Source organism: Microvirga soli (assembly GCF_016734765.1).
Lineage (GTDB): Bacteria > Pseudomonadota > Alphaproteobacteria > Rhizobiales > Beijerinckiaceae > Microvirga > Microvirga soli.
This window is the reverse complement of record NZ_JAERQE010000036.1, coordinates 1-16,564: the sequence shown is the minus strand read 5'-3', so window position 1 is coordinate 16,564 and position 16,564 is coordinate 1. Positions and strand designations below refer to the sequence as shown.

Annotated in this window: 15 protein-coding genes; 4 read left to right on the top strand and 11 right to left on the bottom strand. The window is 59.7% G+C overall.

The window, feature by feature from the left end:
• Window positions 1-79 precede the first annotated feature (79 nt).
• From JKL45_RS22310 to JKL45_RS22290, 5 genes are all read right to left on the bottom strand, one after another.
• Complete coding sequence (locus tag JKL45_RS22310; RefSeq protein ID WP_201863860.1) at window positions 80-508, bottom strand: c-type cytochrome; 429 nt, start codon at window positions 506-508, stop codon at window positions 80-82.
• A 10-nt stretch (window positions 509-518) separates the two neighbouring features.
• Window positions 519-1,526 carry a c-type cytochrome gene (locus JKL45_RS22305; RefSeq protein WP_201863858.1) on the bottom strand — a complete coding sequence of 336 codons (1,008 nt, stop codon included), beginning with the start codon at window positions 1,524-1,526 and terminating at the stop codon, window positions 519-521.
• Window positions 1,523-3,172: a GMC family oxidoreductase gene (locus JKL45_RS22300; RefSeq protein WP_312897017.1), complete on the bottom strand. Its 1,650-nt coding sequence runs from the start codon at window positions 3,170-3,172 to the stop codon at window positions 1,523-1,525. The genes JKL45_RS22305 and JKL45_RS22300 overlap by 4 nt, the downstream gene beginning before the upstream one ends.
• A gap of 132 nt (window positions 3,173-3,304) precedes the next feature.
• The gene (locus JKL45_RS22295; RefSeq protein WP_201863854.1) at window positions 3,305-4,099 is read right to left on the bottom strand and encodes a gluconate 2-dehydrogenase subunit 3 family protein; all 795 of its coding nucleotides are present in this window, start codon (window positions 4,097-4,099) and stop codon (window positions 3,305-3,307) included.
• Window positions 4,100-4,460: 361 nt separating this feature from the next.
• On the bottom strand, window positions 4,461-5,015 hold the full coding sequence (locus JKL45_RS22290) for a c-type cytochrome (protein WP_246498810.1): 555 nt from the start codon (window positions 5,013-5,015) through the stop codon (window positions 4,461-4,463).
• A gap of 30 nt (window positions 5,016-5,045) precedes the next feature.
• On the opposite strand from JKL45_RS22290, the gene JKL45_RS22285 reads away from it, so the two are divergent.
• A complete protein-coding gene (locus JKL45_RS22285; RefSeq protein ID WP_201863850.1) occupies window positions 5,046-5,222 on the top strand; it encodes a hypothetical protein in 177 nt (58 codons plus the stop codon).
• Window positions 5,223-5,493: 271 nt separating this feature from the next.
• Window positions 5,494-6,096: a DedA family protein gene (locus tag JKL45_RS22280; RefSeq protein WP_201863847.1), complete on the top strand. Its 603-nt coding sequence runs from the start codon at window positions 5,494-5,496 to the stop codon at window positions 6,094-6,096.
• Here the strand turns inward: JKL45_RS22280 and JKL45_RS22275 are convergent.
• The 4 genes from JKL45_RS22275 to JKL45_RS22260 all read right to left on the bottom strand — a co-directional run bounded on the left by JKL45_RS22275 (window position 6,082) and on the right by JKL45_RS22260 (window position 11,675).
• Window positions 6,082-7,821 (bottom strand): ABC transporter ATP-binding protein/permease, encoded by a 1,740-nt coding sequence (locus JKL45_RS22275; protein WP_281401795.1) that lies wholly within the window; start codon window positions 7,819-7,821, stop codon window positions 6,082-6,084. The two genes, JKL45_RS22280 and JKL45_RS22275, sit on opposite strands and share 15 nt — an antisense overlap.
• A gap of 403 nt (window positions 7,822-8,224) precedes the next feature.
• A complete protein-coding gene (locus JKL45_RS22270; protein WP_201863896.1) occupies window positions 8,225-8,377 on the bottom strand; it encodes a DUF3309 family protein in 153 nt (50 codons plus the stop codon).
• A 1,767-nt stretch (window positions 8,378-10,144) separates the two neighbouring features.
• Window positions 10,145-10,921 (bottom strand): hypothetical protein, encoded by a 777-nt coding sequence (locus tag JKL45_RS22265; RefSeq protein ID WP_201863843.1) that lies wholly within the window; start codon window positions 10,919-10,921, stop codon window positions 10,145-10,147.
• A gap of 148 nt (window positions 10,922-11,069) precedes the next feature.
• Complete coding sequence (locus JKL45_RS22260) at window positions 11,070-11,675, bottom strand: cupredoxin domain-containing protein (RefSeq protein WP_201863841.1); 606 nt, start codon at window positions 11,673-11,675, stop codon at window positions 11,070-11,072.
• A gap of 105 nt (window positions 11,676-11,780) precedes the next feature.
• On the opposite strand from JKL45_RS22260, the gene JKL45_RS22255 reads away from it, so the two are divergent.
• Together JKL45_RS22255 and JKL45_RS22250 are read left to right on the top strand one after the other, a co-directional pair.
• Complete coding sequence (locus JKL45_RS22255; RefSeq protein ID WP_201863840.1) at window positions 11,781-12,500, top strand: BON domain-containing protein; 720 nt, start codon at window positions 11,781-11,783, stop codon at window positions 12,498-12,500.
• Window positions 12,501-12,688: 188 nt separating this feature from the next.
• Window positions 12,689-13,459, top strand: coding sequence for a PRC-barrel domain-containing protein (locus JKL45_RS22250; RefSeq protein ID WP_201863839.1), 771 nt, complete (start codon window positions 12,689-12,691; stop codon window positions 13,457-13,459).
• A 502-nt stretch (window positions 13,460-13,961) separates the two neighbouring features.
• Here the strand turns inward: JKL45_RS22250 and JKL45_RS22245 are convergent.
• Both JKL45_RS22245 and JKL45_RS22240 read right to left on the bottom strand, forming a co-directional pair.
• Entirely contained in the window at window positions 13,962-14,444 is a 483-nt protein-coding gene (locus tag JKL45_RS22245; RefSeq protein ID WP_201863838.1) for a PRC-barrel domain-containing protein, read from the bottom strand.
• Between the two features lie 508 nt (window positions 14,445-14,952).
• A protein-coding gene (locus tag JKL45_RS22240; protein WP_201863837.1) for an IS3 family transposase occupies window positions 14,953-16,091 on the bottom strand; the annotation gives its coding sequence in 2 pieces (ribosomal slippage) (window positions 14,953-15,824 and window positions 15,824-16,091; 1,140 coding nt in all).
• Window positions 16,092-16,564: the final 473 nt, after the last annotated feature.

Below are 16,564 nucleotides of genomic sequence, written 5' to 3'. Positions count from 1 at the left end.
GAGGCTCCGGTCGTGCTAAAAACACCAGTGATCAGGTATGAGACGAAAGCAGCTAGGAGTCGATCGCGTCTCATGTGCGTCACCGTAACGTATAGAGGTAGGCTGCCACGTGGCGGGCTTCGTCATCGGACAGGCCGAGATCCGGCATTCCCGTGTGCGGGGCAATGGACGGCGCGTCTTGCACCCAGCGCACGAGCAATGTCGGCTCGTTGGGGACGACGCCGCCGATGAATTGACGCCTGCCGAAATCTGTCAGCGGCGGCCCTACGATCCCATGTGCGCCCTGGACGCCGGGAATGACGTGACAGACACCACATTCATAGGCTGCGATGATGCGGCGTCCCTTCTCGGGCTCGCCGCCAGCTACACGCGCAATCCTCAACTCATCGAGTGGCTGGCTGGCCTTCTGAGGAGAACCGTCGTCATTGCAGCCGGCGAGCATCATGAGAAGCGCTGCCGTCACTATCCTGCGCATTTGACCCGGGCCGTTCCGCTGCGATTGGAGCATCTGTCCACTCCTACGGCTGGGTGCGGGTGGGGGCCCCGGTGGTGGTCGTGGTGCCACGTGGCCTTTCATCAACAGGGGGCGGGAGATAGGGTGGCAAGGCGTTGGGAGGGAGCGGACGCCGCGGGAGGCCCAGAGGCAGTTCCATTGCCGGAGCCGGAGGCCTAGCGGGCTCCGTGCCTGGGACCACGACGGAGCCACGGCCCCGCCCGGGCCTTTGCACAGCACCAACATCAGTAGGATTCCGCTCGGGCGATGGCGCAGGCTGTGCTGCCGGAGATCGTCCCCGTTCGGGAGCATAGCGGGCATCCTGAGGGATCACGTCCCTCGGTCGTACGGAGGCATAGTAGAGCGAAACCGCTCGAATCTGCTCCTCCGTCATGGCCTTGGCGATCAGTTCCATGATGTTCATGGGATCGCCGTCCCGCTGCCCTTGCTTCCAGAGCATCAGTTGATGCTGCAGATAGGGAGCGAACTGGCCGCCCAAAAACGGATAGATGGGGGCCTGGCCGACGCCGTTCGGACCATGGCATCCATCGCAGGCGGGCACACCCTGGGAGGGTATGCCAATGGCCGCAATGGCGCCGCCGATCTGCCGAACCTGGACATCCGCACGCGGCTCGGCTGGGTATGGCGCGTCCTTGATGCTGGCGTAATAAGCTGCGACATCCTGCATCTGCTGCGGCGTGAGCGTCTGGGCGATCGGCGCCATGATGTCGCTTGGGCGAAGGCCCGATGCATAATCCCGCAAGGACTTATAGAGGTACCAGCCATCTTGGTCGGTCAGACGCGGGAAGGCTCCGCTCGAGTTGCCTGCTCCGTCGACTCCGTGGCATTGGACACACCCGATTCTCTGCTCCGCAAACATGCCTCCGATTGTAATGAACCTGCCACGATTTGGATCGGCTTCGTGGCTGGGCTCGCGCTGATCACTCAGGCCGAGCAGGGATTGTGAGAGCGCGGCGGAGGTGATGACGATGGCCGCGATCGCGGCCGCACCGATTTGGACGGCGCGGATCATGGCTGCACCAGAGGGCCAGGGTTTTTCAGGTACTGCTTGATCATGGCATCCGCCGCCCAGTAGGCGAGGGCGCCGACAGTGTCCGTGGGGTTGTAGCCCGCGTTCTGTGGAAAGACGGACGAACCCATGACCCACAGGTTATGCAAATCCCAAGACTGCAAGTAGCGGTTCACGACGCTCGTCTTCGGATCGGTGCCCATGATGGCGCCGCCTGTGTTGTGCGTCGTCTGGTAGGGGACGATACTATAATGATCGTCAAGCCAGCCTACACTCATCCGTCTACCGCCCATCGCCTGAGCGATACCGGCCATTTTCTCGGTAACGTAACGGGCCATGAGACGGTCATTATAAGGGAAGTCATAGGTGAGCATCCCGAGCGGCTGACCGAACGCATCCGTATAAGTCGGATCAACGCCTAGGTAGTTGTTCGGATGAGGGCTCGAGGATCCATGGAACCCGAGGCCCACCGTGCTGTTGTAGTGCCGCCGAACTGCCTGCTTCCACCCAAGCCCCCAGCGGGGCGTTCCTTCGGGCACCGGATGGTGGTATATGGGTCGGCCTGTCGTCTGATAGGCCGCAATGTAACCCCCGCCGATGAAGCCCAAGCCGGAATGATCGAAGCTTCCATTGTTGAAGTCGTCAATGGCGGTTCCGAGGGCTCCAGCGGCCATGAAGGGGTTGATGCGCTTTTCACCGTCATAGAAAACCTCGGCGCCGGTCATGGTTTGGTAAGTGTAGTTGCGTCCGACGGTTCCGGTCCGGGTCGCCGGGTCGTATGGCTGACCAATTCGTGACTGCAGCATCAGGATGGGATTGTGGTGCGCAAAGGCGCAAAGCACGACCATGCTTGCCGGCTGGAAGACCTCCTGACCCTGTGCGTCCACATAGGTCACCCCGGTGGCAACCTTCGCTTGCCTGTCCCATTCCACTCGAAGGACATAGGAGTGCGTGCGCATCTCAAAATTCTTGTTGGCCATAGCAAAAGGCAGGATGCACACCTGAGGGCTTGCCTTCGCGAAGTGTTCACAGCCGAAAGGGTCGCAAAAGCCACAGTACATGCACGGCTTGATTTCCGCCCCGAAAGGGTTTGTGTAATGCCGCGTCACGTTCGCCGATGGTACGGGGAATGGACGGTATCCAAGTTGTGCTGCGGCTTGCCCGAAGAGAAAGCCGGAATGGGACTGTTTCATCGGCGGATTAGGATACGGCTCGCTGCGCGGCCCCTCGAAGGGGTTGCCGCCGACCTGAATCTGCCCCTTGATGTTGCCTGGCGCTCCGCTGATCCCCATCACCTTCTCGAAGAACGTATAGTAAGGTTCAAGCTCTTCGTACGTGATGCCCCAATCCTGGATGGTGACATCCTCATCTAGGAAACCTCGCCCGTAGCGCTGTTCCACCCAGCTTTTCAGGACGAACCACTCTGGCTGAAACCGCCAAGTCTGGCCGTTCCAGTGCGTCGCTCCGCCCCCGACACCTTCTCCCGGCAGGAATGATCCAAGCTGGCGCATCGGCAGAGCCTGCTGGCCGACGAAGTTGCGGAAGGTGATGGTCTGGACGCTGACGTCCTGGGCATAGGCGTGACGTATATCGTACTTCAGTTCGTCATGCATTGTAGGCGATTGAAAATCCGGCACTGTCTGGCGCATTCCACCGCGTTCGAGCGCAACGACTGTCTGGCCGGCCTCAGCAAGCTCCTTACCCAGGATAGCGGCTGTCAGGCCACCTCCGACGAGCGCTACGTCCACAGGTTTCATACGTACCGCCATGGTGTGCTCCTATCACCTCTGAGCGCCATGCGTGTGGCCGTCGAGGTAAGCCTCTCGGGCTCCAGCCTCACCGATGCTGATTGGCGGGCGCGTGTATGGAAGATTGTAGAGCTCGACTAAGTCGATGAACTGCGCGTAGGCGCCAGGAAATCCAACCATCCGCCAGCCCACCATATCGCGGTTTCCACCATAAACGGGATCACCGAAGAAGCCCTCGATGGCGTTGGCGAGCAGAGTCTCGAAGAACACGGGTGCTGCGAGAGAAGGAAGCTCAATGGCGCCGCTTTCAAGCGCGGAAAGCACCTCGTCCATCACGGGCGCACCGAGATCCCAGAACTCGCGTCCGCCATAATTGGCAGTGACATGGGCGCGAGTTTCCGCGATCCCTATCCTGTAGAGTTGGGCTGGAGTGTAGCGCAGCTGGTAGCCTTGCTGGGGAGGTGCGTCAGGGACCCACGGACCTTTCAGGTACATCCGCGCTCCGGCACCATACGCGGCAGCGAGCTGGCGATCGATGAAGTTGAGAACGCCCGCCCAAGCGGCTCCCGGCCATTCGGGATCCGCGGGGATGAGGCGTTCGACAGCAGCCTCGACGAACCTAGCTTCTTCGTCGTTGAAGAAGAAGAGCATACCGCGTTCGGCCGGCAAGTCTGCCCGCGGCGATGAAGAGGACGGAGCATTCTGTCTGCCAACCTGCGCGACCTGAACAGGATGCTCCTCGGCGGACGCATGATCCGGGACGGTAACGGCCACTCCGGCAGCCCCGGCGACTTTAAGGAGATCACGGCGTGAGAATTTCTCAGTCACTGTCTTTTTCCCTTCGTTCAGTCTTCGAGTGAGACCCAAAGACATGTCTGGTAAACGGCGGGTGTGCTTCGGTATGGCTCACACAGCTCGGGTCGCGGCAGAGGGGGCACCCTGATCTGTCCCGGCGCACTCTCCGTGACATCCTTTGGACCGCTGTAGCCTGTCGTTGATCCGCTGGTCGTTCCTGCGCCCACCTGAGCCGTCTGAGCCTTGCTGACACTTCCCTGAACAGGCGACGAACTGCCTTGTTCGGAGCGGTCACTGCTCCTATTCGAGTTGCCTTGCGCAAGAACCGGCATGTGACTGAGGCACATAATAGCAAATCCTGCGGCAATGATTGGACGAAAGGTTAAGCGCATCGTTACCTCACCGAGTTTGGGCTGGGTGTCGGGGGCAGGGGAGCCGTCAAAGCTTGATGTTCAGACTTCTCAGGGGTGACAACTCGCGGGCGGATTGCTGCGTAGTATTGAGAGACAGCGTGGATATCGTCGTCCGTCAGACGCTTGGCGATGTGCTCCATGACGCCGAAGCCGTCTCCCTTGCGCTGGCCGCTTTTCCAAGCCTGCATCTGGGTCTCCAGATACCTTGCGTACTGGCCCGCTAAATAGGGGTACGTCGGCGGCAGGCCGACACCATCCGGGCCATGGCAGTTGATGCACCCTTGAACGCCGCGTGTCGCATTTCCGACTGCTGCAAGTGCGGCACCGTGCTGCAAGATTTGAGGATCCACAGGATCCGCAGGCGGATAATCGGCTGCCTTCTGCGCAGCGTAATAAGCAGAGACGTCGCGCATCTGCTGGTCATTCAAGGCCTTGGCGATGGGCGCCATTACCGCACTTTGGCGCACACCTGACGCGTAGTCCCGCAAGGAGTCATAGAGATACTTGTATGTTTGATCCGTCAGCCGCGGGAACATAGCTGCCTTGTCACCTTTGCCATCCATTCCATGGCACTGGAAGCACGCTCCCGCCTGCGGACTTATCGCAGGCGACCCGAGACCCGCATCTGGGCCGGGTGGGACGGCGTAGGCTCCAACGACGACGGCGCGCCCTCTCTCGACATCGGCTCTGCCAATGTCGTACGCAGCTTCCTCCGCCCGGCCACTCTGCGCCTTGAGCTCTGAGAGGGCTGACACACCGGCCATCACGACCAGTGCTACCGTTGGCAGATTTTGGACGGACACTCTCTTCCCCTCGGGACGTCAGTTGGGGTGCAACGGGAGGGTGCTCCGCCCGTTCCTGATCCGCAATGCTGAGGTTGATCTTCTTAGTACGGTGGCGGACAGATGTTTGTTTAACGGCTCAAAACCAGGAGGGGCCCGTGCGGTTCAAGGAGACACTACGCTCAGCGCCGAGTGCTACGCCGAGCTGAAGTCAGCCCTGCTGGGAGATGTCATGTTCGAGTGGATTACAACCTTCATCGAAAGGACAGGCTATCTTGGCATCGCGCTGCTGATGTTGGCGGAGAACCTTTTCCCGCCCATACCGTCTGAGGTGATTATGCCGCTCGCTGGTTTCACGGCAGCCCGCGGGGAGCTCCAGATCATGCTCGCCGTGCTGGCCGGCGTCATCGGCTCGGTCATCGGCACGTCTCTCTGGTATCTCCTCGGACGGTGGATCGGTATGCATCGTATGAAATCCTTCGCGGCCCGCCATGGACGATGGCTCACACTGATGCCGCAGGATCTGGACAGTGCTGAAGCGTTCTTCTCCCGCCACTGCGGGAAGGCAGTCTTCTTGGGACGTTTGGTCCCCGCGATACGGACCTTGATCTCAGTTCCTGCTGGCATGGTAAAGATGAGTTTCGGCCGCTTCCTGTTGTACTCGACGCTGGGCACCATTCTCTGGACAACCCTCCTGGCCGGAGCAGGTTACGTGCTGGAGTCCCAATATCATGTGGTGGCCGAATGGCTTGATCCTGTCACGAACGCGATTCTAACCATTGCTGTGTTTTGGTATATCTATCGGGTAGTCACCTTCGGCTCAAAGGCCGGCTAACGCGCCGTTCCGAGCTTGCAAGGCCGAGCCAGTGGAAGCCCCTGCTGGAGGGGCCGGCATCGCCAGGAGCCTTGCACCGTTGCCTGTCCTGTGGAGATGAATTGTCCGGGTGTGGAAATCCTCCAGGCCCGGCCTGTGCCCGATGGAGACGACCGACACATCCGCAAGCTCATCCCACAACAAAGAAAGCATCGAATCCTGGCATTTATCGTCGAGAGCGGAGGTTGCTTCGTCCATAAACACCCAGGACGGCCTATGGAGGAGAACCCGGGCAAAAGCCACCCGTTGCTGCTGGCCAAGTGAAAGGGATTGATCCCACCTCTTATGCTCTTCCAGGGCCTGATAGAAATCCGTGAGGCCGCACCGTTCAAGAGCATTCCGAACCGTCGCATCATCGAATGCATCGGGCGCGGCCGGGTAGCACAGTGCCGCGCGCAGAGTTCCGAGCGGGAGGTAAGGACGCTGCGGGAGAAACATCATCTGATCGGGATGAGGCGTCTGGATCAGGCCCTTCCCCCAGGGCCAAAGCCCTGCAATCGCGCGGAAGAGCGTGCTCTTTCCTGTTCCTGAGGCTCCTACGATCAGGACGCGTTCGCCCGTACGGATCTCAACAGTGGCTTCCTCGATGAGCGGAGGCCCATTGTGGAGCGAAACCGAAAGCTTCTGGAAGCTCAGCCAGCCCTTTGGGTGGAGCTGCCTCCCGATACGCCCCCGCTCGCCGAGGGAGCGTTCCAGATCGACGGCAGCATGGCGAAATGTCACCACGCGAAGCAGGGCCGACCGCCAGTCAGCAATTTTTGGGAAGTTATCGACAAAGTACCGCAAGGCGCCTTGAACGTGGTTGAACGCTCCCACGACCATCATCAGCTCGCCGAATGTGAGCCGGCCGCTGAAGTATCCGGGCGCGGCGGCAAGGATCGGCACGATGATCCCAAGCCAGCCATATCCGGATGTAATCCAGGTCAATCGTGCGAGGGCGCCAGAAAGCCTGCGCGTTGCTGTCAATACGGCGTCGACCGCATGATCGAGACTCCGCCGCTCGTCTCTCTCGCCAGAATAGAGAGCAACGCTTTCGGCACATTCATTCACCCGTACTAAGGCAAACCGGAGGTCTGCCTCGCGGGCGTAGCGGATCGTGTTCAGGCGGATCAGCGGGCGCCCCACCAGCCAAGTAAGGCCTGAACCGATCCCGGCATACCCGATCGCTACCCAGACCATGTAGCCAGGTATCACGACCTCTTCTCCGCGGAAGTCAAAACTCGCGTACGACGAGAGCGTCCACAGAACCCCGATGAAACTTGCGAGCATCATGAAAGCCTGCAACATTCCAACGCCGAGTTCCGTAGAAAACTCCGAGAGCAGACGACAGTCCTCTTGCATGCGTTGGTCGGGCTGCGTGGCGGATGCTTCGGCCAACCCGAGCTGGTATGCTCTCTTCGGCATCATCCAAGTGTCCAGCAAAACGTGGGTCAAGCGCTCCCTCAGACGGATCTTGAGCCGCTCCTGCAGCCAGGTCTGTGCGACCACCATAACGAGCAGGAACGCGATGACACCTAGGAACACTGACAGTTGGTGGAGGAAGGCATTGGAGTTTCGCCGCTCCACCGCATCGAAGAATGCGCCATTCCACTCATTGAGGCGGACCTGGCCAAACATGTTCCCAATCAACACGGCAACGATCACCAGGGACAAACCGATGATGGGCCAACCTTTGCCTCCCTCCATTACTTCTCGGAAGAGCATGTAAAACTCGCGAGAGATATCCTCTCCCCCACTGCCCGGTGCAGGCTCCGGCATCATCCGTTGGCCAAGTGTCTCAGCGCTGGGCCCGCATGAGGGGTCAAGTTCCTTGTGAACCGCCCACGATGCCGTTGCCCGTCGCAACCAGTCCGGCACAGATCTGACCAAATCTCTCATGGTACGCATCCGCTCAAAACTAAGTGCTCAAGTTGCACCCTTAGTCCCAAGCGTAATCTAGCCATTTCTGTTCCTGTACTTTGGATCTGATCACAGGGGAGTGTTTTGCTTCTGTTCTGCTCTTGCCGATCTGGCCGCGTTGCATGACAGACAGGGAAATCCACAACGCGACCTGGCTCCTCATCGCCGCGCAACCGACGGCAGTGCCTGGCTAGCCCAAGACTAGCATGCCGACTAGCACCACAAGGATCAGGCCAAACGCACCACTGGGCCAAAGACCCCATGTACGGCTATATGGCCAGACCGGCACAGTCGCGACGATAAACAAGACCACTACCAGGATTAGAATTGCGCTAAACGGCATCACGACTGACGCTCCGCTTTGGTTGAACAGAGATTAGCCTATTTCCCGAGATCCTGGAATCTGATCCGTGAGTGAGTGCCGGAAGCGTCGAGGATTTGACCCGCAGGCACATCTCGGACAGCCTAAGTCGCTCGACGCAGAGGGCCCCTTGCCCGGTTGCTGGTTTCGCGGGTCGCTTAGAGGAGTGCCTGCACACAATGCCGCGCAGGTCGACACCTCGCCGGTGCTGCATACGGCCACCCAGCAACGCTATGATGGTGGCGGAGTTGTAACGCAACCAGCGTAAGCCGATCCTTGCATGTCCCCCAAGTCACGCGAATGCGATGCCCGCTCGCCACCTCAGATGTCGGTGCCTCAATATTGCGATCAACTTGACGGTGACCACGTTAATACGGCTGTGCGACCTCTGGATGCCCATTGCACATCTACTCGCACGCGAGGGGCGGTGACATCCCGCCCCTCGCGCTTGATCTGTAGACGGTGTGGTCGAACAACGCCATTACTGTTTGGGTGCAGTAGAGGTGCTCCCGCCCGAAGACCCGGCGGATCCACCCGACGGCCCGCTAGTAGCCCCGATTGTCGCGGGTGTTCCAGTACGATCCAGTGCCGGTGGATTGAGGACGACCAGGATTTGGTCGCCGTCCTTTGTCGAAGCCTGGACCAAGTATGTGGCATCAAGGATCCGGACGTTGGTGAAGCCTGCGTCCTTCATGACTTGGCGAACTTTATCCTGAGACATGGCTTTCGGCATCGTGCTTGATGCGGGCTGCGCTGATTGGGAGGACGAGGATGGGGCGGGTGTCCCGGATTGGGACTGCGCAAGCGCTGCGGTGGACCCGAAGGCCAGTGCTGTTAGCACGGAAGTCATCAGTATCATATCACGCATTGTAAGCTTTCCTCTTCGTCTTTCGATTTCGTACGGCGCGCAGACGGTAGGGCATCCCACCTCCTGACCCCGCACGGTTCATTGGACTGTGCAGTCCAGAACCAGCGCCAACCATTCTCAAGCGGCCGCTGGTCACCTTTCAGCGGGAAACTGTCGGCTTGCCCCTCTAAGGGACCGTTAGCGACAGTCGGCACCGTCAATGGCGCCTGATCAGTGAACCGGACCGCAGGGGGGACGTTCCTGCCCGATGGAGCGAAGACAGTACGCTGACGAACCAGTGATGCCCGAAACAAACGGGGTTGGACAGCCCGTGATCACGACATCAATTTCATGAAGTCATCCGGAATGGAGCTGGTGACCCGTGCAAGTCAGGCAGTGTTGGTGCGAGTAACCTTTGAGCCAAAGATGCAGCGTAGACCCGCACACACGTTCAACTGGGATACCCGGTTCGGTTTACGAGGTTCGACTCTGTATGAAAGCTCCCTGTAAGTTTAGTCGCGTTCTCCTCTCAGAACAGACGATACCGCTGGTCCGATCGTCCCGCGTCTGTTGCAGCCTTTTGATATGGTCGAGGGACGCACCGTGCCAGGTCAGCCGCTACCGTGGGAGCAGGATCAAGCCGAGACGCTTACGTCGGCAACTCATTCCACTCCTCCCAAGGGTAGGACCAATAGCGGCAATCAGCCCGGATCGGCAGCCGGGGGCACGTAAATCGCCTTCCAGTCCACCGAGCACCTGTCCGCTCCAGTCATAGAAGCCGTAGCCAACGAGGTTTGAGGTGCAGTGCAGATCGGCTATGGTCCAGCCAATGGATCGCCCACGTCACTTGTGCGATCCCACTTCCGAGCTCGCATCTTCATCCAAGCCGCCTGTTGGATTCCTTATTGCCGAGGGTATGGTACGCTCTGGTGCAGCCGCTCGTCGCCCGCTGACACGCCTTCTGCGGAGCAAATCCAGCCACTTTCATTGTCATCGCAGCGATAGATCTGCTGCCCCGTGTTGGCCAAACCTTCATTGACCAGGGTTGAACCAGTTTGGCGGGGAGTATCGTCGCGGGAGGGTCGGGCGGACCGTTGCTCCTCAAGAGCAGCCAGCTCACTCCGTCGTGACGCCAGCTGGTCCGCAATTCCTGCGAGTTGCTGCTGCAGGGCCGCGGACCGCTCTCGCGCCTCGTTTAGTTCCGCCATGACGCGATCCCGGCTCACCGTGATCTCGCCGACCACTCTTACCATTTCCGCTTGGCGGCGCTCCAACGCAGCTAGCTGCTCGCGCGCGGCGGTGAGATCCTGTTGAACTTTTGCCTGAGCCTGCCGGGACTCCTGAAGCCGCCTATCTGCTGCCTCCGTCTCACTGCGGATAGTGGCTAATGCCTGGACCGTTTTCTCCTGCTGCTGTTTAAGACTCGCCAAGTCCGCGCGCGCCGTGCTGATCTGGCTCTGGAGGCTTTCGGCGGTTCCTGCCGTGCGCTTCAGTTCTTCCAGCTGGCTCACGGCGACCTGGTGAGTGGCTTCCAGCTGCTGGATGCGTTCGTTGAGATAGTCCTCTTGACGCGAGCTGGACCCGATCGACCAGATTGCTACGATCCAGCCGAGCGCCGCCACAGCGGCTAGGGCAATGAAGCTTGGTCGTCTAGAAATCTGCGAAATTTCATTGGACATGGTGCACCTGAGAGCAATCTCCTGGCAAACAAGGTAAGTGGTATTCAGCCGGTTCCTGGCTGAAGACACCCTCTGTACGCCAGTGATCCGACTTCCGAGCGTATCTCCTTCCTCGCGCCAGCAGACGCAGCTGCTAGGCCCACGCGGATCAGGTTGCGGCAGGCACGACGATCAGGAATCCGCTTGATGCAGGATTCGGTATGCTATTCGGGTGGAAGCAGGAGAAGTAGTACTCGCCGGGCGCCGGAGTCCGCAGAAGGACCCTGACCGTGCTCTTGGGTGCAACGAGAAATCCTCCCTTCACAAGATCCATAACAAAGCCGGCGGACTCGATGTGCTGCGATGCCTTGAAGAACTCAGGCGCAACAAACATGATCGGGAACTCGGAACGGTTCATAACCCTCAAGTCAAGAGGATCGCGCGCCGGCAATCGGGCCCGTGGCGGACCGCACTGGACGTCACTGTTGACCGTGTTCATCGTGATTTCGACGGGCGTCGCAATGTCGCCGCCGACTGCAGATGAGCCCGGTGCCTGACCGAAAGCTCCTTCCTCAGCCGCGGTTAGAACTGCCACGGCTGCGACAAACAGAGTGGCGAGCTTTAGCGCATCATTCATTCTATCCATGGGAGTAAACCTCAGTGACGCCAGCGATGACCTAAGAACCCGCCGAAGATGATCGCCGGTGCTGCGGGTAATATCTTCAAGACGGCCCTTGGTTCGGCTGATGGAGGGTTTTGGTCCGGTGATGTACACACAACCGAAGCTCCTACCGACCTCCACCAGCTTGCTTTGACGGAACCTGGAAGGATCAAAAGAATTCCCCGGTGACACTGGACCTTACATTGAGAGGACTTCAACATGGCCGATCAAAAACGGAGCTCCAGCAGCGGTTTTCGAACAGCCGACGAGGATCTCAGCGAGTACCTACGGAACGAGTACCGCGCCGAGGAGGGGGCTTACCTTGAGCGGCGCCCTGCACATGCACGTTACGGACACGGCGAAGAGGACCCTCGGCTCTTGGACCCACGGCTGCCAGGCAGGTACTATGGAGAGGGAAGCTTCCCCGGTCACGAATGGGTAACTACTCGCCCAGAGCCGCTTCGCCGAGAAGAGGACGGATTTGAGCGCCGGGACCCCAGTACCTCACCGCGCGGCGCAAGGGATTACTCCGGCAAGGTCCGATATGGCACCTCCGTTCCGAGTCGCACTGCGGGCCAGTCCAGCCAGCGGGATCGCGAGGCGGCGCACAAGCTCCTCCGCGCCGCCGAAGCGTTCTACGAGGACCTGACCAGGGCTGTTGGCCTGGAGAGCCACGACGATCTCCAGCAGGATTACCGTGGACGCGGACCCCGCAACTACCGGCGCCCGGACGATCGGATCCTTGACGATGTAGGCCACCGGCTCACTGAAGACGGGCATGTCGACGCGTCTGACATCGAGGTCTCGGTTAAGAGCCAGGAGGTGATACTCTCCGGAACTGTTTCGACTCCCTTCGAGAAGCGCCGGGCGGAGGATATCGCCGACACCGTGTCAGGAGTGACACATGTCCAGAACAACCTGCGTATTCGACCGCTTTGATGAATCCCGCAGCGAGCATGCAAACATTAAGCAAGACATCGCTCAACAGACTTCAGCAAACACCAATCAACAGGATCGCGAAGTGCATCGTCCGCTGGCGTACCACGTCTATCCATATTCCTAGGAACGGTTCGTGTATCCTCGGACTTCGTCACAGGGCGACTGATTAACTGGCTAGAGCTCAGCACATGCTTCTCAGAACATCAAGTCTCACGAACTTGTCGATCGCGGCTCGGGACGGTGAGATCGGTAACATCAGTGACCTCTTGTTCGAGGACGACACCTGGCGAGCACGCTGGCTTGTCGTAAGCACCGGATCATGGCTCTTTGGCCGTAAGGTGTTGCTTCCCGCCTCTCACGTGGCCCCCGCCAAACCCGATGCGCCCTCGATTGCCGTCGATTTGACAAGAGAGCAGGTAGAGAACAGCCCAGGAAGTGGGATCGACCTGCCGGTTTCGCGTCAGATGGAGACGTCGATCTATGACGCCTACCGGTGGACGCCCTACTGGTCAGCCCCCGGCATTGCCTATGCATCGACAACTGCTTATCCCGTGTTCCCTGTGGCCCCCATCCTAGCACCCACATCGGCTGCCGCCGCGGGTGCTGTGACCGTTGACGGCACCCGCGGAGGCGGCCGGGGTCACGAGCAGCCGAGCGGCGATCCTCGTCTGCGCAGCGCCAAAGAGGTGACCGGCTACTATGTTCGCGCCTCGGACGGCGATATTGGGCACGTCGAGGACCTTCTGGTCGATGGGAGCAACTGGTTGATACGTTACTTGATCGTGGACACGAAAAACTGGTGGCAAGGCAAGATGGTTCTTGTCACGACGGAATGGATCGATGACGTCTCCTGGACCGATCACACCGTGCAAACCTCCCAAGCGCGTGACGAAATCAAGCGTGCTCCGGAATACAATCCGGCTCTGCCCATAGACGGTACCTCAGGAAGTCCCACCTAAGTGAGGCTCAGCCTCGGGGGCGCCCTGCCACCGAATAATGCCCCGCACACCTTGCCCTCCCTGCGGGAGCAGGCATGCAGGAAGCCACGCGCTCGCGCCGACGCTCCCGGCGCGAGTTCGCGGCTGAAACGATCTCGCCGGCTCTCCGTTCCTCGAATTGCACTGCTCCTTTAGCCAATCCCGAAGTGGGGCTATGATAGCGGGGTTTCACCTGTAGACAGGGCGAAACTAACATTCGCTGCCTTGTCATCGAACGATGTACAAAACGCTGCGCTTTGGCCTCATATAAGCGCAGGAATCACGATGCCGAACGGGAATGCTCGGTCCGAATGGCGGCGTAGATCTGATCAGGAGCGTACAAACACCGCACGAGCGTCGACGGCTCATGATGCATCGAATGACTCACCCACCGCAGATTAGCGCTGGTTAAGGTTAGGCTTGGGCCGAAGCCGCGTGGGTCCTGATCACTGGAAGCATGGTACATGCATCCAGCGACGAACATTCACCTCCGGCTTACATTGATGATCTCCGAATCTGCTAACTCGCGATACTTGTGGTCATTCACATCCCAGTCGGCCACCGCTTCGAGCTCTGCCTCCGTAAGGCCCGGAACGACAAGGCGTCCACCCTGGACGTACACGCGATCCACTGGAAGCGGGAACTCTTTATCACCCAAGCCGACAAGGCCGCCACGTTCAAGCACGAGGAATGTCCGTCCATCAGTCACATTCAGAACGATCCGCCTCACGCTCCCAAGCCTCTCACCACGAGGAGTATAGATGTCGCGCCGCTCGACTTCTCCCACGCGCATAGCTTGGTTGGGCAGGACCGCATTATCCTGAGCCTGCAGAATGCGTGCCTGGGCCTGGAGCACTGATGGCGCTGCCTTGCCCTCACCCCCGCCCAGGGCGGTCTGAGCCGAGGCAACGTCTGGACTTAGCAAAGCGGTGCCGAGCAATGCCGCGACAAGAGACCCTTTCATCATACTCAACTCCTTAAGTAGTTTGCCCAGACGCGCGTCTAATTGCCAGACACGAAGCGTCGTCTCGGCTAGAGCCGCGCGGCAGCAATGCTTCAGCGCACCAAACTGTCTGACAGACAACATAACCTAGCGGCAAGCGTTCCTAGACTGGACCTGCGTCTCTGTCGGGTTCGTACGCTGGAGAGCAGATTTTGTGGGCGAGGCGTCAGGTTGCTGGTCGTCGGATGTCGTTAAGGCTGGGTGCGCACTGCTCGTCTGCCCGTTGTGCTCACCACTTATACAGTGTCCGTTGGAGTACACGGTGGCCGGCTAGGACGAGAACCGCCCAGGGGGTTTTACGTTGCCTTTACAACGACGAGCGGCGATGGTCCGCTCTGGCACTTCGGATTGCGCGACCGGATCTTGCCGCGAACAAAGCCTCAGGGCCATTAGCGAGATTTATTGGCGTTATGAGGTGGCTCGGTTTGTCTGAACAGCGTTTTTGGTTCGCTAAGTGGAGCGTCTGCCGGGGTTAGGCTGCCACAAGCTGCGGCAGCGGATTGAAGTAGGCCTGATTGGGGGTCCTTCGGTCAAGGCTCGAATGAGGCCTCCGGCCGTTGTAAAAGGTCAGATACCGACCATTCGAAGCGCGGGCCTCGGCGACACTGTCGTAGGCCCTCAGATAGACCTCCTCGTATTTGATGCTGCGCCAGAGCCGCTCGACAAACACGTTGTCCCGCCACGCGCCCTTGCCGTCCATGCTGATCGCGATCTCGTTCTTGAGCAGCACGCTGGTGAAGTCGTGGCTGGTGAACTGACTGCCCTGATCGGTGTTGAAGATCTCAGGGCAGCCGTGGCGCGCGATGGCTTCTTCCACCGCCTCGATGCAGAAGGCTGCTTCCAGCGTGATGGATAGTCGCCAGGCCAGCACGCGCCGGCTGAACCAGTCGACCACCGCAGCCAGATAGACGAACCCGCGGGCCATGGGAATGTACGTGATGTCCATGGCCCACACCTGGTTCGGTCGGGTGATCGGCAGCTTGCGCAGCAGATAGGGATAGACCTGATGCCCCGATGCCGGCTTGGAGGTGTTCGGCTTGCGATAGAGCGCCTCAATGCCCATCCGCTTCATCAGCGTGGAAACATGCAGGCGTCCGACCGTGAAGCCCTCCGCCAGCAGCAGATCGCGCAGCATGCGAGAGCCCGCAAACGGGTACTCCAGATGCAGCTCATCCATCCGCCACATGACGGCCAGATCGGCTCCTGAGACAGGCTGCGGCTGATAATAGAGGCTGCCACGGCTGATCCCGAGTTCCTCGGCCTGCCGGGACAGCGACAGGGCATGCGAGCGGTCGATCATCGCTTTGCGCTCGGCCACAGTCCGGCTTTGCCGAGCGCGCTTTCCAAAAAATCGTTGGCCAGGGTCAGCTCGCCGATCTTGGCATGCAGCGTCTTCACGTCCACCGGCGGGGCGTCAGCTCCCGCCTTGGGCTCAGTCCCGAATACCCCGGCGGCTCCGTCGAGGAGTTGGGCCTTCCATTGGGTGATCTGGTTGGGATGCACATCGAACTGCTGCGCCAACTCGGCGAGGGTCTTCTCACCCTTCACGGCAGCCAGGGCCACTTTCGCCTTGAAGGCCGGAGAGTGGTTCCGGCGCGGTCTCTTGCTCATGGTTTCTCCTGTTCGGCAGCCATTCTGGCCGCAGTCAGGCAGAAACTCCACTTATCTCACTGTTCAAATTTCCCGAGCCGGCTCTTCAATCCTCACGGCTGTCGAACATCGTGGCTCGCAACCGCTAGCTCTGCTCTCTTCACCAGCTCGGGCGTGCCACTTAGAACAGTGGAGTTCCGGTATGAAAATCTTGAAGGGAATCCCTTTAGCGATCATCGCAGCTATCGCTTTCGCCCATAGCTCTCATCCGAGCTGGGCTCAAGTGCCATGTGCCCCACGTGATGAAATCGTCGAAGCACTTAGTGAACACTATAAGGAAGTTCCTGCGGGATTCGGCTTGGCGCATCCTAGCCGCGTGTTCGAGCTATACGTCTCTGACAGTGTTGGGGTGGACGGCCCCTTACGGCATCGCTGTGCCAGAATGAGGCCGTGAGAGGCTCAAACACAGGAGACCGTCCGTGGACCAGATTATC